At 74.0% G+C, this 19844-nt stretch carries 22 protein-coding genes and 1 pseudogene; 9 read left to right on the forward strand and 14 right to left on the reverse strand.

Going from position 1 to position 19844, the window contains the following annotated elements; translation table 11 throughout:
* The first annotated feature begins 76 nt into the window (after window positions 1-76).
* Window positions 77-646 carry a hypothetical protein gene (locus K7640_RS05485; protein ID WP_222953574.1) on the forward strand — a complete coding sequence of 190 codons (570 nt, stop codon included), beginning with the start codon at window positions 77-79 and terminating at the stop codon, window positions 644-646.
* Between the two features lie 82 nt (window positions 647-728).
* Here K7640_RS05485 and K7640_RS05490 read toward each other — a convergent pair whose 3' ends face one another.
* A complete protein-coding gene (locus K7640_RS05490) occupies window positions 729-2003 on the reverse strand; it encodes an RNA polymerase sigma factor (RefSeq protein WP_222953739.1) in 1275 nt (424 codons plus the stop codon).
* Window position 2004: 1 nt separating this feature from the next.
* Window positions 2005-2397 (reverse strand): YciI family protein, encoded by a 393-nt coding sequence (locus K7640_RS05495; protein ID WP_222953740.1) that lies wholly within the window; start codon window positions 2395-2397, stop codon window positions 2005-2007.
* 202 nt (window positions 2398-2599) lie between these two features.
* Between K7640_RS05495 and K7640_RS05500 the strand changes: the two genes are divergently transcribed.
* Together K7640_RS05500 and K7640_RS05505 are read left to right on the forward strand one after the other, a co-directional pair.
* The gene (locus tag K7640_RS05500) at window positions 2600-3025 is read left to right on the forward strand and encodes a hypothetical protein (protein ID WP_255608074.1); all 426 of its coding nucleotides are present in this window, start codon (window positions 2600-2602) and stop codon (window positions 3023-3025) included.
* The gene (locus K7640_RS05505; RefSeq protein ID WP_222953576.1) at window positions 3018-3932 is read left to right on the forward strand and encodes an alpha/beta fold hydrolase; all 915 of its coding nucleotides are present in this window, start codon (window positions 3018-3020) and stop codon (window positions 3930-3932) included. The genes K7640_RS05500 and K7640_RS05505 overlap by 8 nt, the downstream gene beginning before the upstream one ends.
* Here the strand turns inward: K7640_RS05505 and K7640_RS05510 are convergent.
* Window positions 3929-4261 carry a hypothetical protein gene (locus K7640_RS05510; RefSeq protein ID WP_374198056.1) on the reverse strand — a complete coding sequence of 111 codons (333 nt, stop codon included), beginning with the start codon at window positions 4259-4261 and terminating at the stop codon, window positions 3929-3931. The genes K7640_RS05505 and K7640_RS05510 overlap by 4 nt on opposite strands.
* 71 nt (window positions 4262-4332) lie before the next feature.
* Here K7640_RS05510 and K7640_RS05515 point away from each other — a divergent pair.
* The 3 genes and pseudogenes from K7640_RS05515 to K7640_RS05525 form a co-directional block, all read left to right on the forward strand.
* Window positions 4333-4485, forward strand: a pseudogene (locus K7640_RS05515) (Scr1 family TA system antitoxin-like transcriptional regulator); the annotation flags it as partial.
* On the forward strand, window positions 4482-4703 hold the full coding sequence (locus tag K7640_RS05520; protein ID WP_222953577.1) for a DUF397 domain-containing protein: 222 nt from the start codon (window positions 4482-4484) through the stop codon (window positions 4701-4703). The pseudogene K7640_RS05515 and the gene K7640_RS05520, both read left to right, overlap by 4 nt.
* 572 nt (window positions 4704-5275) lie before the next feature.
* A complete protein-coding gene (locus K7640_RS05525; RefSeq protein WP_222953578.1) occupies window positions 5276-6307 on the forward strand; it encodes a sporulation protein in 1032 nt (343 codons plus the stop codon).
* Between the two features lie 79 nt (window positions 6308-6386).
* On the opposite strand, the gene K7640_RS05530 is transcribed toward K7640_RS05525, so the two are convergent.
* On the reverse strand, window positions 6387-6671 hold the full coding sequence (locus K7640_RS05530; protein ID WP_222953742.1) for a hypothetical protein: 285 nt from the start codon (window positions 6669-6671) through the stop codon (window positions 6387-6389).
* A 258-nt stretch (window positions 6672-6929) separates the two neighbouring features.
* On the reverse strand, window positions 6930-8966 hold the full coding sequence (locus K7640_RS05535; protein ID WP_308042461.1) for a glycerophosphodiester phosphodiesterase family protein: 2037 nt from the start codon (window positions 8964-8966) through the stop codon (window positions 6930-6932).
* Between the two features lie 191 nt (window positions 8967-9157).
* Here K7640_RS05535 and K7640_RS05540 point away from each other — a divergent pair, with 191 nt between their 5' ends.
* On the forward strand, window positions 9158-9565 hold the full coding sequence (locus K7640_RS05540; RefSeq protein ID WP_222953580.1) for a hypothetical protein: 408 nt from the start codon (window positions 9158-9160) through the stop codon (window positions 9563-9565).
* A 54-nt stretch (window positions 9566-9619) separates the two neighbouring features.
* On the opposite strand, the gene K7640_RS05545 is transcribed toward K7640_RS05540, so the two are convergent.
* The 3 genes from K7640_RS05545 to K7640_RS05555 all read right to left on the reverse strand — a co-directional run bounded on the left by K7640_RS05545 (window position 9620) and on the right by K7640_RS05555 (window position 14553).
* Window positions 9620-11839, reverse strand: a complete 2220-nt coding sequence (locus tag K7640_RS05545; RefSeq protein WP_222953743.1) for an AAA family ATPase — start codon at window positions 11837-11839, stop codon at window positions 9620-9622.
* Between the two features lie 227 nt (window positions 11840-12066).
* A complete protein-coding gene (locus tag K7640_RS05550) occupies window positions 12067-14031 on the reverse strand; it encodes a tetratricopeptide repeat protein (RefSeq protein ID WP_222953581.1) in 1965 nt (654 codons plus the stop codon).
* Window positions 14032-14088: 57 nt separating this feature from the next.
* Complete coding sequence (locus K7640_RS05555) at window positions 14089-14553, reverse strand: MarR family winged helix-turn-helix transcriptional regulator (protein WP_222953582.1); 465 nt, start codon at window positions 14551-14553, stop codon at window positions 14089-14091.
* Window positions 14554-14599: 46 nt separating this feature from the next.
* On the opposite strand from K7640_RS05555, the gene K7640_RS05560 reads away from it, so the two are divergent.
* Complete coding sequence (locus tag K7640_RS05560) at window positions 14600-15121, forward strand: VOC family protein (RefSeq protein ID WP_222953583.1); 522 nt, start codon at window positions 14600-14602, stop codon at window positions 15119-15121.
* A 24-nt stretch (window positions 15122-15145) separates the two neighbouring features.
* Window positions 15146-16042: a hypothetical protein gene (locus K7640_RS05565; protein ID WP_222953584.1), complete on the forward strand. Its 897-nt coding sequence runs from the start codon at window positions 15146-15148 to the stop codon at window positions 16040-16042.
* Here K7640_RS05565 and K7640_RS05570 read toward each other — a convergent pair.
* The 6 genes from K7640_RS05570 to K7640_RS05595 form a co-directional block, all read right to left on the reverse strand.
* Window positions 16011-16529 carry a potassium channel family protein gene (locus K7640_RS05570; protein WP_222953585.1) on the reverse strand — a complete coding sequence of 173 codons (519 nt, stop codon included), beginning with the start codon at window positions 16527-16529 and terminating at the stop codon, window positions 16011-16013. The two genes, K7640_RS05565 and K7640_RS05570, sit on opposite strands and share 32 nt — an antisense overlap.
* Window positions 16530-16624: 95 nt before the next feature.
* Window positions 16625-17185, reverse strand: a complete 561-nt coding sequence (locus K7640_RS05575; RefSeq protein ID WP_222953586.1) for a hypothetical protein — start codon at window positions 17183-17185, stop codon at window positions 16625-16627.
* 436 nt (window positions 17186-17621) lie between these two features.
* Window positions 17622-17801 (reverse strand): DUF4236 domain-containing protein, encoded by a 180-nt coding sequence (locus tag K7640_RS05580; protein ID WP_222953587.1) that lies wholly within the window; start codon window positions 17799-17801, stop codon window positions 17622-17624.
* Between the two features lie 130 nt (window positions 17802-17931).
* Complete coding sequence (locus K7640_RS05585; RefSeq protein WP_222953588.1) at window positions 17932-18450, reverse strand: GNAT family N-acetyltransferase; 519 nt, start codon at window positions 18448-18450, stop codon at window positions 17932-17934.
* Window positions 18450-18905: an Rrf2 family transcriptional regulator gene (locus K7640_RS05590; protein WP_222953589.1), complete on the reverse strand. Its 456-nt coding sequence runs from the start codon at window positions 18903-18905 to the stop codon at window positions 18450-18452. The genes K7640_RS05585 and K7640_RS05590 overlap by 1 nt, the downstream gene beginning before the upstream one ends.
* A gap of 7 nt (window positions 18906-18912) precedes the next feature.
* Window positions 18913-19812, reverse strand: a complete 900-nt coding sequence (locus K7640_RS05595; RefSeq protein ID WP_222953590.1) for an AraC family transcriptional regulator — start codon at window positions 19810-19812, stop codon at window positions 18913-18915.
* Window positions 19813-19844 lie beyond the last annotated feature (32 nt).

A 19844-nucleotide genomic window follows, 5' to 3' on the forward strand; every position in this document is an offset into this window, starting at 1 on the left:
GCCACCCGCCGCCCCCGTACGATCTGCCGCGCGTCGCGCCGACCGGCCCGGCGCACGACCGTCGGGAGGGGACGCGATGACCGCGCCGGGGACCAGGGGACGACCGTCGGGGCTGGTGGTCGGCTCGCTCGTGGCCATCTCGTTCGGGACCGTGTTCATCCTGGTCAACAGCGGCGGCCTGGCCGCGCCCTGGCCGCTGGTGCTGCGGGTGGCCGGCCTGCTGGTGGCCGCCCTGCTGCTGGTCTGGCTGGTCCGGGTGGCCCGGCAGGCCCCACCCGCCGGCCCGGCGGCGGAGGCTGCCGGCTTCATGGACCGCCGCTACTGGCTCGTGGTGGCGCTGGAGGCGGTCGCCCTCTTCGGTGGCCTGGCCGTGATCAACGGCGTGCTGCACCGGCCCGCCGTGGCGGTCGCCTGGGTGGCGGTCGTGGTGGGCGTGCACTTTTTCGGCCTGGCCCACATCTGGCGGATGCCGCGCTACCACTGGCTCGGCGGCGTGATGACCGCGCTCGGCCTGGCCGGCTTCCTCGCCTACGCCCTGGGCGCCACCGCCCCCACGATCGGCCTGATCTCCGGCGTGGGCTGCGGCGCAGCCCTCCTCACCACGGTCGCCCTGGCCCTCCGCGCCACCCCCACCCCCCGCCCGTAGCCCCCGCCTCCCTCCCGCCCTCACCCGGTTGATCAAGGGGTTAGCGTCAGGCTCCGCACGGCGGGTGAAGCAAACCCCATGATCAACCGGGCGGGGGCCCGACCGGGGGTGGGGTGGCGGCCAGGCGGGCGGCGCGCATCAGCAGATACTCCTGCTCGGGGCGGCTGGTGGTCCGGGCGGCGGCGGCGCGGTAGTGCCGCAGCGCGGCGTCGCGGTCGCCGGCCATCTCGTGCAGGTGGGCGCGGGCCGCGTCGAGCCGGTGGGAGCCGGCCAGCCGGGGGTCGGCGGCCGGGGCGGCGAGCGCGTCCAGTCCGGCGGCCGGGCCGTGCACCATGGCCGTTGCCACCGCCCGGTTGAGCGCCACCACCGGGCTGCCGGTCAGCCGCTCCAACACCCCGTACAGCGCGAGGATCTGCGGCCAGTCGGTGGCGGCCGCGCTCGGTGCCTCGTCGTGCAGCGCGGCGACGGCCGCCTGGAGCTGGTACGGCCCCACCGGCCCCCGGGCCATCGCGGCGGTGACCAGCGCCGTCCCCTCGGCGACCGCGGCCCGGTCCCAGCGGGAACGGTCCTGCTCGGCCAGTGGGATCAGCTCCCCGGCCGGGCCGGTACGGGCGTCGGCGCGGGCGTCGGTGAGCAGCATCAGGGCGAGCAGCCCGGCCACCTCGCTGTCGTCGGGCAGCAGCCGGCGCATCTGGCGGGCCAACCGGATCGCCTCCTCGGCGAGGTCCACCCGGCGCAGGCCGGCGCCGAGGCTCGCGGTGTGGCCCTCGGTGAAGACCAGGTAGAGCACGTGCAGCACGGCGGCGAGCCGGGCCTGCCGGTCGGCCGGCTCGGGCAGTTGGAAGGGCAGCCCCGAGTCGCGGATGCGCTGCTTGGCCCGGCTGATCCGCTGCGCCATGGTGGCCTCGGGGACCAGGAACGCCCGGGCGATCTCGGCGGTGCTCAGCCCACCGACCGCGCGCAGGGTCAACGCGATCGCCGACGGGGTGGTCAACGACGGGTGGCAGCAGAGGAAGAGCAACGTCAGCGTGTCGTCCCGGTCGGCGGGCGGTTCGTCGGCCGCCGGCGCGGTCCGCCGGTCGCCGGGCTCGCGCCGGGCCGCGCGTTCCTCCCGGTCCCGCCGGGCCGTCTCGGCCCGGACCAGCTCGATCATCCGCCGGTACGCGACCTGGATCAGCCAGCCGCGCGGGTTGTCCGGCAGTCCCTCGGCCGGCCACTGGGTGGCCGCCGCCAGCAGCGCCTCCTGCACCGCGTCCTCGGCGGTGGCGAAGTCACCGAACCGGCGGGTGAGCACGCCGATGACCTGCGGCGCCAGCTCGCGCAGCAGGTCGTCGACGACGTGGTTGGTTGCGGCCAGGTCACATCTCCTGCGGTGGGGCGGACATCACCGGGTGCACCTCGACCGGCATGTTCAGCGGCCGGCCGCCCGGCCCCGGGGCGGTGGAGATGTGCGCGGCGATCTCGACCGCCCGCTGCGGGGTCTCGCAGTCGACGATCCACCAGCCGGCCAGGAACTCCTTGGTCTCGGCGAACGGCCCCTCGGTGACCACCGGCGCGCCGCCCTCGCCGGCGCGGACGATCCGGGCCTGCTGCGGGCCGCCCAGCCCCTCGGCCTGCACGAGTTCGCCGTCGGCGAGGAGCTTGGCGTTGACCTCGTCCATGAAGCCGATGTGCGCCCGGAGCTCCTCCGGCGTCCAGGTGTCGATCGGCGGGAAGTCGGTCCCGGCGGCGCTGAACTGCATCAGCAGCATGTACTTCACGGTTGGCTCCTCACGTCCGAGCACCGATTCTCGGTGCTTGCACCCTCGGGTAGAAGCCGGCACACCGGTTCTCGACATCCGGCCGAGAAAATTTTGACTTGACATCATCTGTCAAGTACTTGACGATAGGTGTCAAGCGAATGGGGGCGACGTGTCACCGGTTGACGAAGAACTTGCCGGGCAGCTCATCAGATTGATCGACATTCGGCTGCTCGACCCGCTGGAGATCCTGGTCGACGGCCACCACGCGGTCGACTCGCTGCGTACCGTCGTCCACGAGCGGGCACGCACCTGGGCGACCACGATGCTCAGCGGCGACGACCAGGCGGCGTACGCCGTGATCGTCCGGGCGATCTCGACGCTCTATCCCGGTGACGGCCCGTTCAACCCGCCGGTCGAGTGGTGGCGGACCCCCCTCGGCCAGGTCGTCGCGCGGCGGGTGGGCCACCCCACCGCCGAATCGGTGTCGTACGCGGTGGCCGGCGCCATGCTCGGCATCACCCGCCAGGGCGTCCACGACCTGGCCTCCCGCGGCAAGCTCGCCCGCCACCCCGAGGGTGGCGTGCGCTCCGCCGCCGTCCGCGACCGACTGGTCCAGGAAGGAACCCGACGTGTCTGACCCCCTCGTCACCTCCGGCCGGGTGCCGATCGCCTACCGCGACCTCGGCGGAGCCGGCCGCCCGGTGCTGCTGCTGCACGGCGCGGGTGGCAACCTCTCCCAGCTGACGGCGCTGGTCGAACGGTTACGGCCGGCGCACCGGGTGGTCGCCGTCGACCTGCGTGGCCACGGGCGCTCCGGTGACGGCCCGTGGCAATGGGACGAGGTGCTGGACGACCTGGCCGCCGTCGCCGACGGCCTCGGTCTCGACCACCCCGCGGTGGTCGGCCACTCGCTCGGTGGGATGCTGGCCGCGCTCTGGGCGCAGCGCCACCCGGAGTGCCCCGGCGCGGTCAGCCTGGACGGTAATCCACCGCTGAGCCGCCCGGAGCAGGTCGCCGGCATGGACCCGGACCGGGCGGCGACGGACCTCGCGAAGCTGCGGGCCGTCTTCGACGGGATGGCCGCGATGCTGGCCGAGCCGCTCACCGCCGAGCAGGTGACCGCGGCGCTGGCCGGGCAGCGGGCGATGGCCGAACGGTACGGTGCCGATCCGGCGGAGTCGGTGGCGGCCTTCGCACGTAACCTCGTGCCGGTCGACGACGGCCGCAGCCGGCTACGTCCCGGCCCGGAGCTGACCGGGCAGTTGCGGGCGGCGATGGACTCGCTCGACCTGATGCCCGCCTACCGGGACACCCGGTGCCCCCTGCTGCTCGTCCTCGCCACCGAGGACCTGCCCGAGCAGGAACCGTTCCACGAGGTGTACGCCGCCTACCGCCGCGCCACCCTCGAACGCCTCGCCACGGTGCGCAACCCGCACCTGCGGGTACGGCAGCTGACCGGCGCCAGCCACGCGATGGTCGCCGAACGCCCGGCGGAGCTCGCCGCCCTGATCACCGACTTCCTCGGCGAGGCAGCCCACGACTAGTCGCCGGGCTCGCACGGCTCGCCGTGGCCGGCCCGCCGGGCGCAGCGCCGACGGCCTGGCATGATCTGGTCGCAGAACACCCAATGGCGTACGTGCTGGACGTCCTCGGCGGAGACGGCCGTGCCGGCGGCCTCGACCCCCGGGAGCGACGCCAGCGAACGGGCCAGCGTGTACGCGAACCGGACCGCCTCACCCAGGTCGGCGACCGCGATCGGCAGGTGGATGACGTGCCGAGGCGGCGGGTCCTCGGTGCCGGTGAAGACCTCGACGGCGGTCCGGGGCAGCGGACCGAAGACCGCGCCCGGATCCGATGCTGCCGCCGGGCTCATGGCTGGCGCCGGTGGGTCTGGGCGCTCTGCCAGTCGCGCAGTGCCCGCTTGATCCGGGCGTTCTCGTCCGCGTGGCACACACCGAGACGCTCGGCGGGCGGCTGTTCATGGAATCGGACAAGGCCCAGCGGTACGTCCGCGCGTACGATCGGCTCCGGGAGGCCGCACTCAGCGTAAGCGAGTCGGCGAAGGTGATCGCAGCACTCGCAGCGGAGCTGTCATGAGCGAGTCCCTGCCTGACGTTGCTTGGCACATCAGCACCAGGAGCCCCGACAACGGCGGAAACTGCGTGGAGGCAGGGCCCGTCCTCGACGGCTCCGGTCGGGTGGCGGTCCGAGACAGCAAGGCGCGCGACGCCGCGACGATCATCTACCCCGCTGATGGATGGACGGCCTTCATCGGCGGAGTAAAGGCCGGCGAGTTCGACGCCATGTACGCGTAGATCTTGGACAGTTGTCGTTAGCTCCGAACAGTAAGTGTCCAAGATTGACTCGAAGCAGGCGAGGCGAAGCAGGAGAGGGCGAAGGCGACTACCCGAACCACGCCTCCTGGGCGGCGTGTAGGCCGTCGTCCGGGGAGTCGGTCAGTCGGAAGAACTTCCACGCGTAGCCGTACGGGTCCTCGAACTCGACGTACCTTTCTCCCCACGGGGAGCCGGCGTGGGCCGGCCTGCGTCCGACGTTCCCGCGCGCTGTCCGGGAACGGGATGCCCACCAGCGCGTCGACCAGCAATTGCAATGGACCCCTGCGGAGGATCGCCATCACGGGATCGCCGTCGGCACCGGGCACCGTGCCCACCGGGACGAAGCCGAAGCTCTGGTACAACGCCGTGGCCGCGCGCACGTCAGCGACCCGCAGCGCCACCCGCACCGACGGTTCACCGCTCATGGCCGCGACCGTACCGGGCTGCCCGGCGCGCCGCTCACAGCCACTTCACAGCCCTAACGGTTAGGGTGCCCTCCGTAACCGTCCGTGCTCCATGGTGGAGCACGCCGATGCGTCCGGGGAGTTCCGATGGTCTTCAAGAAGATGTTGAGCGCGTTCGGCGTCGGGGGTCCGAGCGTCGACACGGTCCTGACCAACCCGAACACCCGGCCCGGCCTCACCCTCGACGGCCAGGTCAACATCATCGGTGGCGATGCCCCGGCCGCCATCGAGCGGATCAGCGTCGGGCTGGTCACCCGGGTCGAGGTGGAGAGCGGCGACCACGAGTACGCCGGCACCATGGAGTTCCACCGGATGCCGGTCGGCGGCCCGCTCCAGCTCGCCCCGAAGCAGCAGCTGTCCATCCCGTTCCAGCTCCCGGTGCCGTGGGAGACGCCGATCACCGACGTGTACGGCCAGCGGCTGCACGGCATGACCATGGGCCTGCGCACGGAGCTGTCCATCGCCCGGGCGGTCGACAAGGGCGACCTGGACCATGTGGCGGTGCACCCGCTGCCGGTGCACGAGCGGATCCTGGAGGCGTTCCAGCGGCTCGGCTTCCGGTTCAAGAACGCCGACCTGGAGCGCGGCCACATCCGCGGGGTGCAGCAGACGCTCCCCTTCTACCAGGAGATCGAGTTCTACGCCGCGCCGCAGTACGCGCAGGCCATCACCGAGGTGGAGCTGACCTTCGTCACCAACCCGCACGGCGTCGAGGTCATCCTCGAGTGCGACAAGCGCGGCGGGTTCCTCAGCGCCGGGCACGACGTGTTCGGGCGGTACAGCGTGGCGCACGCCGACGCCGACCGGGTCGACTTCGCGCAGCTGGTGGACGGCTGGCTGCGGGAGACGACGTCCCGCTACGGCAGCATGCGCGCCCAGTTCGGCGGCTACGGCCCGCAGCCGGGTTACGGCGCCCCGCAGCACGGCTACGGCCCGCAGCACGGCTACGGCCCGCAGCACGGCCACGGCGGGCACGGCCGTCGCGGCCCGGGCATGGGCGGCGTGGTCGCCGGGGCGGCGCTCGGCGCGGTCGGCGGCATGGTGGTCGGCGACATGATCGGTGACGCGTTCGACGGCGGCGACGAGGGCGGCGACGACTTCGGCGGCTTCGAGGAGTAGGCGCGAACGGCGACGGCGGTGGTCTCCGGGGACGTACCCCGGGAACCACCGCCGTCGTGTGTGGCGCTACCTGCCGGCGTCAGTGCCGGCCGCTGCGCTCCCGGCCGCTGCGCCAGTTGCTGCCGGCCTTCGACAGCCCCCGGCTCACCAGGTAGGCGCCGGTAAGCACGGTCAGGAACCACCAGGCCTGGTTCGGGTTGTTGATGTTCAGGCCGTTGGCCGTGGTGCCCTTCCAGAACGCGGCGATCACCACGACCGCCACGGCGGCGGCGTACACCCAGAACTCGGTGGTCGCGAGGGACGGCTTGGTCTCGGTGCCGGGTGCCGGCATCCGGTCCCGGTAGCCGTCGCCCATCGGGGCCATCGGCTGGGTGGGCGCCTCGCGCATCGCCGCGCGGTTGGACTCCTGCATCGGCCGGTTCATCGGCCTGGTGGACGCAGCCTGCGTGCTCATCTGGTCCTCCTCGGATTTGATGAGTACCTGCATTCCCTCGCCCCGCTACCGCGTATCGGCCACGGCACGGTTCGCGTTCTGTGGCGGGGGCACCCCGGGTCTACCCGGGGCCCCGGCGGAGGTAACACCGGGTCGCCGACGAATCGGCGCACCCCCGCCGGGCCCCGCTCAGCGCAGGCCGTTGCGCACGGCGACCGTCACCAGCAGCTCCGGATCGTCGGTGATCAGGCCGTCGACGCCGAGGTCGATGACCCGCTGCATCACCGCCGGGTCGTTCACGGTGTACGGCACCACGGTCAGCCGGTACCGGTCCTGGAGGGCGCGTACGTCCGGTCCGTGGAAGTATGCCGGGTTCTGCCGCAGGTACCAGTCCGCCGAGTCGACCGTGCCCTGCGCCGGGTCGTGCACCTGCCAGTTCGCCGACACGGTGCTCGCCCCGCTGGCCCGGACCAGCTTGCCCAGGTCCCGGTGCCGCCACCAGTCCAGCCCGGCGGTCCACGGGCTGCGCACCGACGGGTCGTCGTAGTCGGCCCGCAGCGAGCACTCGTCGGCGAGGCTCGCGCACTCGGCCGGGCCGTACTGCCAGACCAGGGCGACGGTCTCGATGCGCGGGTTCAGCTGGTGCGCGTAGCGGATGGTGCGCCAGTCGAAGGACTGGATGGTGGCCCGCCGGGTGAAGCCGGCCCGCTCGATCGCGCCGACCAGCTTGCGGGTGAAGCTCGGGTACGGCTCGGTGTCGGCCACCAGCGGGCTGATCTTCGTCTCGATGTTGAGCCGCACGTCGTCCCGGCCGCTGGCGCGTACCAGGGCGAAGACCTCGTTCAGGGTCGGGATCCGGGCGCCCGGGACGGCCACCTGCCGCGGGAACTCGGGCAGCGTCTTCGTACCGCAGTCGACGGTGCGCAGCTGGGCCAGCGTCAGCTCGTGCACCAGCTTGCCGACGTACGGGAACTCGGGGTCGCCGCGGCGCACCGGGGCGGTGTCGACGCAGTGCGAGCCGTTGACGGCCCGGTCGTGCAGCACCACCAGGTGCCCGTCCTCGGTGACCCCGGTGTCCAGCTCCAGGGTGGAGATCGCCGGGTCGGTCAGCGCGTGGGCGAAGGCGGGCAGGGTGTTCTCCGGCCGGGTGGCCCGGCCGCCGCGGTGCGCCTGGATGTCGAACGGCGACGCGTACGCCCGGGGCAGCCGGAAGCCGCGCGCGGCGAGCAACCCGCGCAGCCGGTCCGGGTAGTCGGTGATGATGCCGTCCACCCCGTCGTCGATCAGCTTGGCCATGGTGGGCACGTCGTCGACCGTCCACGGGATCACCTTGATCCCGTTGCGGTGGGCGTGCGCCACCAGCTCCTTCGTCACGTACGGTCGGTAGCCCGGGTCGGTCACCCGGCCGTCCTGCGGGAAGCCGTGCACCGGGGAGAAGGCGGACGCGCCGAAGCTGCGGATCGCGGCGATCGGGTCGCCGCCGAAGTCGTCGATGTCCAGCCCGCCCAGCCAGGGCGAGGCGCCGGGCTGACCGACCTGGAGGAAGTCGTAGTTGGTGAGCGCCACCAGCGGCAGCCGCGGCTCGACCGCGCGCATCCGCATCAGCGCGCCCCAGTCGAAGCTCTGGATCGTCACCTGCCGGAGCAGCCCGGCGGCCCGGATCTCCCGGGCGGTCACCTGGACGAACTGCTCCCGCGGCGCGGTCTCGGCCGGCGCGCCGGCCTCCACCTTGGTCTCCACGTTCAGTTTCACGTCGTCGGCGCGGTACCGCCGCACCAGGTCGAAGACCTCGCGCAGCAGCGGCATCCGGGCACCGGGCACGGCGAGCTGACCGGGCTTGTCCGGCAGGGTCTTCGCTCCGCAGTCGAGGGTGCGCACCTGGGCCAGGGTGAGCGTGTTGACGTATCTGCCCACGTACGGGAACTGCGGGTCGCCCGGGGTCACCGGGGCCGTGTCGGTGCACTTGGCGGCGCTGATCCGGCGGTCGTGGGTGACCACCGCCTGCCCGTCGGCGGTGATCTGCACGTCCAGTTCGAGGGTGCTCACCCCCAGTTGGAGGGCGTTGCCGAACGAGGCGAGGGTGCTCTCGACCCGCAGGCCCAGGCCGCCACGGTGGGCCTGGAGGTCGAAGTCCCGCGCCGGTCGGGCCTGCGCCGGTACGGCGAGACCGCTGGTCACCGTCGCCGCGACCAGGGCGACGACGGCGGTACGGCGTGTGAGGTGCACGCTGTCTCCCCTTCGGGGGCGGGCGGTTCCCGCCAACCCGCCGGTCAGCATGGGTGGCCGGGGCGGCGCCGAGGCGGCCGGTGGACGGCCGGCGGGTGAACCGGGGTGGACGCCTGCCGGTGGGGCCGTTTGGCCGGCCCGTGAGCGGGCAGGCAGGGGGTTACCGCCAGCGTCTGTGAGGTGATGAGGACATGCGTGACGACGACAGGATGCGCGAGTCGGCCCGGCACGCCGAGGAGCGGCTGACCGCCGGTGTCTACGGCGAGGGCGCGCTCGACGAGGTGACCGTGCCGCGTACCGACGTGACGCGGGTGATCCAGGACGAGGATCCGGGCGACCCGGCCGACGTGCCGATCGACCCGGCGGTGCTGCGCGACGGCGGCCCGACCCGGGGGCAGGGCGCGGTGACCACGACGGGTGGCACGGCCGGCCCGGCGAGCGTGCGCCGGTTGGCCCGTCAGCCGGAGCGGCACCCCGGCGTGGTCGCCCCGACCACCACCGGCGACGCCACCACCGGCGGCCTGAGCACCCCGGCCGGCGGGGCGACAAGCGACCAGTCCGCCTCGGCCAGCCAGGTCGGCAACTTCACCAACGAGTAGGTGAAAGGAGGGGCCCCTTATTAACAGACGTCTGTTAATAAGGGGCCCCTCCTTTCACGCGGGGCGGAGGAGGCCGAGGCGCTGGGTGGCGCGGGTGAGCGCGACGTACAGGTCGCTGCGCCCGCGCGGCGACTCGGCCACGATGCCGTCCGGGTCGGCGATCAGCACGCTGTCGAACTCCAGCCCCTTGGCCTGCGCGACGGTGAGCACCACCACCCGGTTCGCCAGCTCCGGCTGCTCGCCGACGGCCGCCTCGGGCAGCGCGGCCAGCACCGCCGCGCCCAGCTCGTCGACCCGGCCGGCGGGCACGATGACGCCGAGCCGGCCGTCGGCCAGCCCGGCGGCCTCCCGGGCGGTCGCCTCGACCAGCTCCGCGGCCAGTCGCCCGCCGTCGACCGTCCGGTCCCACGGGGGTACGCCGCTGGCGCGTACCGAGCGGGGCGGGCGTAGCTCCGGGTCGATGTCGGCGAGCACCTCGGCGGCGACCGCCATCACCTCCGCCGGGGTGCGGTAGCTGACGGTCAGCTCCGTCAGCCGCCAGCGCTGCGCCACGTACGGCTCCAGCGCCTCCGCCCAGGAGGCGGTGCCGCTGAGCGCCCCGGTCTGCGCGACGTCCCCGACGATGGTCATCGACCGGCTGGGGCAGCGGCGCATCAGCAGCCGCCAGGCCATCGGCGACAGCTCCTGCGCCTCGTCGACGATGACGTGGCCGAACGCCCAGCTCCGGTCGGCGGCGGCCCGCTGGGCGGTGGTCAGCCGGTCGGACTCCTCCTGCCGCTCGGAGAGCCGGTCGGCGTCGATCAGGTCGGTGACGCCGAGGATCTCGCCGCCCTCCGCCTCGTCCTCCACGTCGATGGAGCGGGAACCCCGCCAGATCTCCAGCACGCCCTCGGCGTACTCGCGTTCCATCGCGCGGATCCGCTCCCGGCGGGCCGCTGCGGCGCGGTCGTCCTCGCCGAGCAGCTCGGCGGCCTCGTCGAGCAGCGGCACGTCGGCCGGCGTCCAGCCGCCGGGCGCGCGGTGCAGCAGGGCCCGTTCGGCGTCGGTGAGCATCGGCGCGGCGGTGGCGAGCCGGTCGGTGGAGGCGTAGAGGTCGGCGAGCAGCCGCTGCGGGGTCAGCACCGGCCACAGCTCGTCGAGCGCGGCCCGGACCTCCGGGTCGTCGCGCAGCTCCCGGCGGATCTCCGCGCGGTCGGCCTCCTCCAGCAGGTTTTCCCCGCCGAGCGGGTCGGCGCCGATCCGCTCGGCGACCTGGTCGGCGAGGGCGTGCACGATCTCCACGTCGAACAGCGCCCGGGCCAGGTTGTGCGGCCGGCCGGAGCGGCGGGCCCTCTCCCGGGCCGCCCGCACGGTTTCCGGGTCGAGGCGCAGGATCTCGTGCTGCGGCAGCTCGATCTCCATCGGTTCGGTCGGCACCCACTGCCGGTCCCGGACGGCCGCGGCGAGCACGTCGGCCAGCACTGCGCGGCCCTTGAGCGCCGCGGCCTCGGCGGATTCGGTACGCCGGGCGTGCACGCCGGGGAACAGGTCGGCCTGGGTACGCAGCAGCACGCCGGTCTCGGCCAGCGCCGGCAGCACCTGGGAGATGTAGCGCAGGAAGGTGGCGTTCGGGCCGACCAGCAGCACGCCCCGGGTGGAGAGCTCCCGCCGGTGGGTGTAGAGCAGGTACGCCGCCCGGTGCAGCGCCACCGCCGTCTTGCCGGTGCCCGGGCCGCCCTGCACCACCATCACGCCGGGCAGGTCGGCCCGGATGATCTCGTCCTGTTCGGCCTGGATGGTCTCGACGATGTCGCGCATCCGCCCGGTCCGCCCGGCGTTGAGCGCGGCCAGCAGCGACGCCTCGCCGGTCAGCTCCTCGTGGGCGGTGGGGGAGGCGGCGGCGATGTCCAGCACCTCGTCGTTGAGCCCGGTGACCTTCCGCTCCCGGGTCCGCAGGTGCCGCCGTCGCCGTACGCCCTGCGGGTTGGCGGCGGTGGCGAGGTAGAACGCCCGGGCGGCGGGGGCCCGCCAGTCCATCAGCAGCGGGTCGTAGTCGCCCGCGTTGTCGAAGATCCCGATCCGGCCGATGTAGTGCCGGGCGCCGTCGGCGTCGTCGAGCCGGCCGAAGCACAGGCCGTTCTCGACCGCGGAGTACTGCTCGACCTGGTCAGCGTACATCCCCACGGCCGAGTCCCGCTGGGAGCGGGCCTGCTGGGTGCCGCCGGTGGCGCGCAGCTCCGTGGTGAGCCGGTCGGCGGCCTGCTGGCGCAGCCCGTCCAGCCGGTCGTAGAGCATCGAGACGTATTCCTGCTCGCGGCCGATCTCGTCCGCGTCGGCGTGGTCCCCGGAAGCGCCGGACTGCCTTGACAAGCCGTCTCCTCATTGGCTAGAATCATTGCGACGAACGGCCTTTGGCCGTTCTTTTTTGTTTCCCGAACGGGAAAAGATACCTCTCCGCCGGGCCTCCGGGCCACCGAACCGGGCCTACGTCACGCCCACCCCGCCCGCACCCTCCGCCGGGGTCAGCGGCGGCTGGTGCAGACGGGACGGGCGGTGGCCACGGTGTCCGTCGACCAGACCACCGCCACGGTGAAGCAGAAGTCGTTGGCCCGGTCCAGGTTGTAGACGATGAAGTTGTCCGTCCCCGCCGGCAGCCGCTCGATGATGTTCGGCTGCTGCCCGGCGCGGGCGGCGGAGATCACCACCGGTCCCTCGCCACCGGCCGGGTACGTCCAGTCCAGGACGATGTTGTCCCGCTGGTCGCGCAGGGTCACCCCGGTCGGCGGGCTGCCGGGCGAGGCGGCGGGCCGGGGCGTGGCGGTGGGCGCCGCCGACGGGGCGGCCGGGGAGGTCCGCTGCGACGGTGGCGGGGTGTCGCCGGACGCGGCGAACCGGGAGACCCCGGCGATCACCGCCACGGCGCCCAGCAGCACCACGACCACCCCGCCGACCACCAGCGGCAGCATCCGGTTGCGCGCCGGCGGCGGCGGTTCGGGTGGCCGGGGGACCAGCACCGGCAGCAGGCTCGACGGCTGCTCGTACTCGCCGTAGGGGCGGACCGTGCGCACCCCGGGCGGGTCGGCCGGGTCGCCCGCGCGGTGCGGCTCCGGGGACGGCCGCGTCGTTCGCCCGGCGTCCGGGTCGGCGAGCTCGTCCGGCGGCCACCAGCCGTCGTCGAACGGGTCGACCGGGTCGGTGTCGGGCGGCGTACGCGGGGTCGGCACGCTGGGGTGCGGCGTGGCCGCCGGCGGGTACGCCGAGCCGTCCGACCAGGCTGCCGCCGTGGGTCCGAAGGGCCCCGGCGACGGGTCAGGCTCCGGTCCGAAGGACTCGGACGGCGACCCGGGCCGGTGTCCGAACCGATCGGGCGGTGGCTCGGACGCAGGGCCGAACGGGTCGGTCGTCGACCCGGGGTCGTACCCGAACGGCTCGGGCGATGGATCGCGCTCGGGTCCGAACGGCTCGGCCGGTGACTCGGGCCGGTAGCCGAACGGTTCGCGCGTCGCCTCGCGCGGGTGTCCGAACGGGCCGGACGCCGGGTCGGGCCCGTAACCAGCTGGCTCGGGCGCGTATCCGAACGGTTCGGCGGGGGGGTCGGGTGCGTACCCGAAGGGGTCGGGCGGCGCCGCATGCCCGGTCGGGGCGGTGTGGCCCGCCGGGTCGGGTGCGAACGGGTCCGGTTCCCTCGGGTGGTGGGCGAGCGGGTCGGGCGCGGGCGGCCCCTCGGCCGCCGGCGGCACCCGGGCGGCCGGGACCACCGGGCCCTCCGGCGGCGCGGGCGGGACGTCGTCGGCGCAGACGTGGATCGGGTCGGCCGGCGCCCGGGACAACGCCGCCACCTGGGCGGTGAGCGGGTCGTCCGGGCCCAGGTGCTGCCGGGCCAGCTCCTCGGCCAGCGCGAAGCTCTGCCGCGCCTCGGCGAGCCGGCCGCAGTCGCGCTGCATCCGGCCGAGCCGGGCGAGCATCTTGATGCCGCTGGGATGCTCGTCGCCGTAGACCTCGCGGTGCAGCTCCCAGGCGTCCAGCAGCCGGTCCCGGGCCAGCGCGCACTGGCCGCGCGCGTATTCCACGGTGGCCAGATCGGCGTGCGCGGCGAGCACCCGGGGCGACTCCGGGCCGTCCCGGGCGGTGAGCTCCAGGATCACGTCGGAATAGAGCCGCGCCGCGCGGGCGTCGCTGCCGACCCGGTGCAGCACGGCGGCGAGGGTGGCCGCGGCGGTGATGCTGCGCTCGTCGGAGCGCCCGTAGAGCCGGGTGGCGGCGGCGTGGGTGAACGCGGCCCAGCCCCGGGCCGAGTGCGCCTCGCCGAGGGCGATCAGCACCTTGGCCTGTAACCCGGTCGCCTCCGCCAACTCCTCGCTGGCGTTGGCCGGGCGGGGGTCGGCGTCGGCCAGCGCGTCGGAGAGCAACTGCCGAGCGCCGGCCAGGTCGCCGTCGGCCACCAACTGGTGGGCCTGGAGGGTCAGTTCACCGAGGCGGGAGGGCACGCCCCATCGTGCTCAGCCGACGACGGTATGTACAACCCCTGGGCCCGCCCGGTTTGGTCAAGAACCGGTCAGGTGATCGGCGAGGGCCTCGCTGATTCGCCGCAACTGGTCCACCTGGGCCGGGCTGAGCTGGTCGAACAGGTGCCGGCGGACGCCCGCCACGTGGCCGGGCGCGGCGGCGCGCAGCGCGGCGAAGCCCTCGTCGGTGAGGACGGCGAGCTGGCCGCGCCGGTCGGTCGGGCAGTCCTCGCGCCGGATCCAGCCGCTGGCCTCCAGCCGCGTCGCCGCGTGCGACAGCCGGCTGCGCGAGGAGCCGGCGGCGTCGGCCAGCTCGCTCATCCGCAGCGTCCGCTGGGGCGCCTCGGAGAGCCGCACCAGGATCTCGTAGTACGCGTGCGGCATGCCGGCGTCCCGTTGCAGCTCGCGGTCCAGGGTCTCCATCAGGGCCCGGGAGGCGGTCAGGAAGGCCCGCCAGGTCTGCTGCTCGTCGGGGTCCAGCCAGCGGGTCATGACCGACAGCATAGCCGGTTTAGTTGAGCATTCAACTAAACCGCGCTACCGTGGGGGCATGGGAATCCACCGCCTCAACCACGCCGTCCTCTACGTCAGCGACCTGGAGCGCAGCGTCGCCTTCTACCGGGACGTGCTCGGCTTCCGCCGGGTGCCGATGACCCCGGACGGTTTCCGCGGCGCCGCCTTCCTCCAGGCGCCCGACTCCACCAACGACCACGACCTCGGCCTGTTCGAGATCGGCGCCGGGGCGGGCCGTTCGGCCGCCGGCCGGTCCACCGTCGGGCTCTACCACCTGGCCTGGGAGCTGGACACCCTCGACGAGCTGGCGGCCACCGCCGAGCGGCTCGCCGCGGCCGGCGCGCTGGTCGGCACCTCCGACCACGGCACCACCAAGAGCCTGTACGGGCAGGACCCGGACGGCCTGGAGTTCGAGATCGTCTGGATCGTCCCGGCCGACCTGCTCGACGACGCCGCGCTGGCCGCCCGCAAGCGCATCGGCCGGCTCGACCTGGACCGCGAGCGGCAGCGCTACGGCGGTCAGACCCGCGGCGGGGTGGGCATCTCCGTGCCGGCCTGACCGCCGGTGCGGTAGAACGGCAGGATGCCGATCGACGCCGTGCTCCACGAGCTGCTCGTCCGACAGCTCGACGCCTGGCTGCCCGGGGCGCTGCGCCGCTCCCGGCGGGCCACCCTCGCCCTCGCGTACGCGGGGGATGCCGGCAACGCGCCGGACGCCCTGCGGGTGGTGGGGGAGTTCGCCGACCGGCTACGCGGGCGGCGGCTGACCGTGCTGGTGCTGGCCGCGGGCGACGAGCGGCTGCCGGCCCGGCTCGGCCCGGTCGAGGCCACCCTGCCCGGCGACGTCGCGGTGCACGTGGTGCCCGGCGACCCGAGCCGGCTACCGGTGGCGCTGAAGGCGGCCGGCGCGGCGGGCGCGCCGCTACTGGCCGTGGTGCACGGCGCCGCCCCCGACCCGGCCGTGCTGGCCGCCGTGTCGACCGGCCGCCCGGCCGAGCTGCTGCTCGCCGCGCCCGCCCCGGCCGCCCCGCGCCCGGCCCTGACCGCCGCCGGCTTCCCGCTGGTCGCCGAGGTCGAGCTGGTCCCCGCCGACGGCTCGCCGAGCTGGCTGGTGGGCTACGCCACCGGCCTGGACAAGAGCCTCGAGGCGTTCAAGGACGCGCTCTGGGAGGTCGACGAGTTCGCCGGCGTCCGCTACCGCGACCCCGCCGACCCGGCCGGCCGGCCGGTGGATGTGGCGCTGCACCCCGAGCCCGGACCGCTGCGCCGGGAGCTCCTCGCCGAGCTGGACCGCTCCGGCCCGCGTACGGTCACCGAGCTGCGCCGGTACACGCTGACCTCGACCGTCTACCGGGTGGCCGACACCACCCGGGCGCTGCACGACCTGCTCGACACCGGCGCGGCCCGGCGCGAACCGGAGCACGGCCGCCTCGGCGGTGACGTGATGATCAGCGCCGTGGCCGGCTCATCAGCTGTTTGACCAGGATGGACGCCCCGGAGGTGATCACCCCGATGCTGAACAGCATCTGCGCGCAGACCACCACCCGGGCGATCTGCCCCTGCGCGTGCACGTCGCCGTAGCCGACGGTGGTGAGGGTGGCCAACGCGAAGTAGAGGGCGTCCACCCGGGTCTCCAGGCCGACGAACTGCTCCGGCCGGCTGCGCGCCACCACGTAGTCGGCGAGGGCGAACGCGAGCAGCCCGGCGACCAGCAGGACCGCCAGCCGGATCAGCGAGCGCAGCTCGGCCGCCTTGCCCTGTCGAACGGCGGCGATCTGCTGGCGCACCTGGCCGGTGACCAGCACCGCGACGACTACGACCACCGCCAGCGTGACGAGCGAACGCAGGACCAGCCGCAGCCCGTTCGGATCGGGCTCCACCGGCACCAGGAAATACGCGGCCAGCAGCAGCAGGCTCGCGGCGACCGCCCGTCGTCGTTCCGGCTTCCAGGACACCGTCTCGGCCATGGGGCGATTCTGCGCCCCGCGCCGGGCCGGGCCGGCGGCAACGGACGATCGCCCCCCATCCGGTCCGTCCCGCGCCCCGTCGTGGCGGCATTGCGTCAGGTGCGCCGGAGCCCGTACTCGGCCAGCCACGGGAGCAGTTGCCGCCGATCCGTGTGCACGAGGTGGCCTCCGGTGAAACGGACGTCGTCAGTCACTTCTGCCACGCAGCCCGCAGGAGGCACAAAACGCTGCGCTTCCTCGTCGGTGGTGAACTCGGCCTCGGCGAGGACCAGGCCCCGCAGCGGGCCGTCGAAGACGTCGACGCCGAGCGGAGGCACGCTGAAGCGCGTCTTGGTCAGCACGGCCGCCGGCAGCCGGGTGAGGAGGTCGTACTCGGCCGGCGACAGGTACGTGTTCGTGATCAGTCCCTGAACGGCGCCCGGCCGAGCGATCGGCACCTTCTGGGTCAGTTTGAGTTCGCAGCCGCCGTCCGGCCGGTCGGCGCGTCGTAGCCGCAGGCGGGTTCCCGTGAGATACCGGTCGGTGATCTTCCGGATCTTCGTCACTGCTGACGGTGGCGGTGGTTCGGCCAGGAGAAACCGCCGCTCCCGTTCAACGCGAGCGTACTTTCCCGGATGAACTGACTCGCCGCGAATCCCGCCCGCCTTGTCGGTCACGAGGACAGTTTGTCAGCCGCCGGTTCGTCGCGGCCCGTGAGCGCGGGGCATCGGGCGGGCGTCTCCGGCCGAGCCGGGTGGGCCTTGTTCGCGTCCTACCAACTTGATGACGTAAACGAATCACCGCCGGCCGTCCGTCTCGTGGTGACCAGGGAGAACACGCTTGCGCTGAAGCCGGGCGATTCGTTTGCGACATCAAGTTGGTAGCGCCCGGGACAGAGGTGGTGCCGGCGGGGGCCCACCCGGCGTCGGGGCACGCGCCGGCAACCCCCGAACGGACCTCGGACGCCGGGTCGCCGGGGTGACGGGGTCGCCGGGGTCGCCGGGGCGACAGGCCGTGGGGCGCAGGGGTGACGGGCCGTGGGCGGCGGTGCCGCCCGAGACGTCGAGCGGGGCGCCGGTGTGATCCACCGGCGCCCCGCTCGACCTCGGGACGTCACGCCCGGGACTTGTCCTGCTTCCAGGACAGCGGCCCCGGCAGGTCGACCCGGTGCGCCTTGGCGCGCGAGTTCCAGGACCAGCGACCGATCCGGATGCTCCACGAGGAGAAACCGTTCTCGGTGAAGTTGAGGACCAGCGGCCCGTACTTCTTGCGCTTGCGGAACATCAGACCCATCGTGTGCTCCCTTCCCCAATTCCCTGTTGTGCCCTGCCGTCTCGGCCCGGAACATTCCCGGAACGGCTTTTCGGGAAACCTGCCTCGTTCCGCATCGGACGGTGCGGCGCAGCGCCGCCGGTGGCGGGGTTCAGGCGGGCACGGGGGAGCGGTCGACGGCCAGCACCCGGGTGGTGCTGCCGTCGTCCTCGGTGACGTCGCGTTCGTGCCGGAAGCCGAGCTTGGCCAGCAGCGCCAGCGACGCGGTGTTGCCGGCCGCCACGGTCGCGTAGACGGTGGACAGCCCGAGGGTGCCGAAGCCGTACGCGAGCAGCGCCCGGGCGATCTCGCTGCCCAGCCCGGCGCCCCACGCCTCGCGCACCAGCGCGTACACGATCTCGTGGCCGTCGACGTCGTCGGTCCGCTTGATCTCGGCGTGCCCGACGTAGCGGCCGTCGCGGCGCACCGCCCACACGTCGAACAGGTCGTTGGCGTACACCCTGCTGAACAGCCGGTCGAAGAGCGCGACCGCCTCCGGTTCGCTCATCGGCCCGTCGCCCATGAACCGGCCCACCTCGGGGTCGGCCAGCAGGGCGACCGCGTCGTCGGCGTCGGCCGGCCGGTACGGCTCCAGCAGCAGCCGGTCGGTGCGCAGGGTGGGGGTGGGCATCAGCGTGGCTCCCAGGCGTCGGGCAGAGCGGTCAACCTACGCACGTGCGCGGGGAGCCGGCCACTGATTATCTCGGCGAGGCTCACCTCGTCGACCACCCGGCGCACCGCCGCGCGCACCGCCACCCACAGCCCGGGCAGGTGCTGGGCCGAGCCGTCGTAGCTAGTCTGCTCGGGGCGCAGCCCGCGTACCTCGGCGAGCGGGCCGTCCACCGCGCGCAGGATCGCGCCGATGGTGACCTCGCGGGGCGGGCGGGCCAGGGTGTAGCCGCCCTCGGCGCCGCGCTGGGCCCGGACGATGCCGGCGCGGCGCAGATCGGCCAGGACCGCTTCGAGGAACTTGCGCGGCATGTCCTGCTCGCCGGCGATGGCCTGGGTGGACATCAGGGCCGGGTACGCGGCGGCCAGGCTCAGCGCCGCCCGCACCGCGTAGTCGCCCCGCGCGGAAATCTGCACCCCGCCATCATGCCTGGCGGGGACCGCCGTTGGACTCGGCGGGCGGGCGGGGACGCACGATCCGGGCCGCCGGGGCGGGCTGCTCGGCCGCCGCCCGGAACGCCCCCGGGCTGGTGCCGACCTCCCGGGTGAAGAACCGGCCGAAGTTGGTCGGCTCGGGGAAGCCCAACCGCCGGCCGATCCGGGCGATCGGCTCGTCGGTGGCCGCGAGCAGCCGGCTGGCCTGCAACGCCACCCGCTCGTCGATGACCTGCTTGGCGCTGCGCCCGGTCATCGCCAGGCAGGCCCGGGTCAGGGTACGCACCGAGCAGCCGAGCCGGGCGGCGTAGTCCTCGACCCGGCGGGTGTGCCGGTAGTCGGTCTCCACCTCCCGGCAGAACCGGCGGAAGGTGGGCGCCTCGGGGCGTTCGGCAGCGACGCCGGCGGTGCCGAGCAGGGCGAGCCGGTGCAGCAGCACGGCGAGCTGGTGGCGCAGCAGTCCCCGCGCGGCCGGCACGCCGCGCAGCCGGCGGCAGTCCTCGGCCAGCTGGGCGACCTCGCTGATCACCGCGTCCTCGTCCTCGCCGGCGAGCTGCCGGACGGTGGGCGCGGCGTCCGGGTCGACGTCCAGGCCGTGCAACGCCGACTCGGCCCAGCGCACCACGGTGGCGTCGAGCTGCGCGCCGACGCAGCGCAGCGCCTGGCCGGGGCGGGCGCGCAGCAGCGTGCCCGGCCGGCAGGGCAGCGACCGGAAGTCCAGCTCGGCGTGCCCGTGCCCGCCGGTGACCAGCACCAGCAGCTCGGCGTCGAGCAGGATCGGCCGGAGCCAGCCGCGCTCGCCGGGGAGCGTGCCGAGCGCGCAGGTGTCGATCTCGGCGGGGAAGAGGTCGGTGCGGTTGGCCGGGGAGAGCTGTCCGGAAGAGACCATCGACTTCGACGTTAACCGGCATTCCGGCAGGT

It is taken from the genome of Micromonospora sp. PLK6-60, assembly GCF_019890675.1.
Classification (GTDB): Bacteria; Actinomycetota; Actinomycetes; order Mycobacteriales; family Micromonosporaceae; genus Micromonospora.

Bases quoted from the DNA above. Each gene is read 5' to 3' on its own strand.
- K7640_RS05595 (WP_222953590.1), bottom strand. From the start codon at position 19,812: ATGGTCTCTTCCGGACAGCTCTCCCCGGCCAACCGCACCGACCTCTTC.
- K7640_RS05485 (WP_222953574.1), top strand. From the start codon at position 77: ATGACCGCGCCGGGGACCAGGGGACGACCGTCGGGGCTGGTGGTCGGC.
- K7640_RS05565 (WP_222953584.1), top strand. From the start codon at position 15,146: ATGCCGATCGACGCCGTGCTCCACGAGCTGCTCGTCCGACAGCTCGAC.
- K7640_RS05560 (WP_222953583.1), top strand. From the start codon at position 14,600: ATGGGAATCCACCGCCTCAACCACGCCGTCCTCTACGTCAGCGACCTG.
- K7640_RS05520 (WP_222953577.1), top strand. From the start codon at position 4,482: ATGAGCGAGTCCCTGCCTGACGTTGCTTGGCACATCAGCACCAGGAGC.
- K7640_RS05585 (WP_222953588.1), bottom strand. From the start codon at position 18,450: ATGCCCACCCCCACCCTGCGCACCGACCGGCTGCTGCTGGAGCCGTAC.
- K7640_RS05570 (WP_222953585.1), bottom strand. From the start codon at position 16,529: ATGGCCGAGACGGTGTCCTGGAAGCCGGAACGACGACGGGCGGTCGCC.
- K7640_RS05525 (WP_222953578.1), top strand. From the start codon at position 5,276: ATGGTCTTCAAGAAGATGTTGAGCGCGTTCGGCGTCGGGGGTCCGAGC.
- K7640_RS05510 (WP_374198056.1), bottom strand. From the start codon at position 4,261: ATGAGCCCGGCGGCAGCATCGGATCCGGGCGCGGTCTTCGGTCCGCTG.
- K7640_RS05555 (WP_222953582.1), bottom strand. From the start codon at position 14,553: ATGCTGTCGGTCATGACCCGCTGGCTGGACCCCGACGAGCAGCAGACC.
- K7640_RS05530 (WP_222953742.1), bottom strand. From the start codon at position 6,671: ATGGCCCCGATGGGCGACGGCTACCGGGACCGGATGCCGGCACCCGGC.
- K7640_RS05540 (WP_222953580.1), top strand. From the start codon at position 9,158: ATGCGTGACGACGACAGGATGCGCGAGTCGGCCCGGCACGCCGAGGAG.
- K7640_RS05580 (WP_222953587.1), bottom strand. From the start codon at position 17,801: ATGGGTCTGATGTTCCGCAAGCGCAAGAAGTACGGGCCGCTGGTCCTC.
- K7640_RS05495 (WP_222953740.1), bottom strand. From the start codon at position 2,397: ATGCTGCTGATGCAGTTCAGCGCCGCCGGGACCGACTTCCCGCCGATC.
- K7640_RS05545 (WP_222953743.1), bottom strand. From the start codon at position 11,839: ATGCTCTACGACCGGCTGGACGGGCTGCGCCAGCAGGCCGCCGACCGG.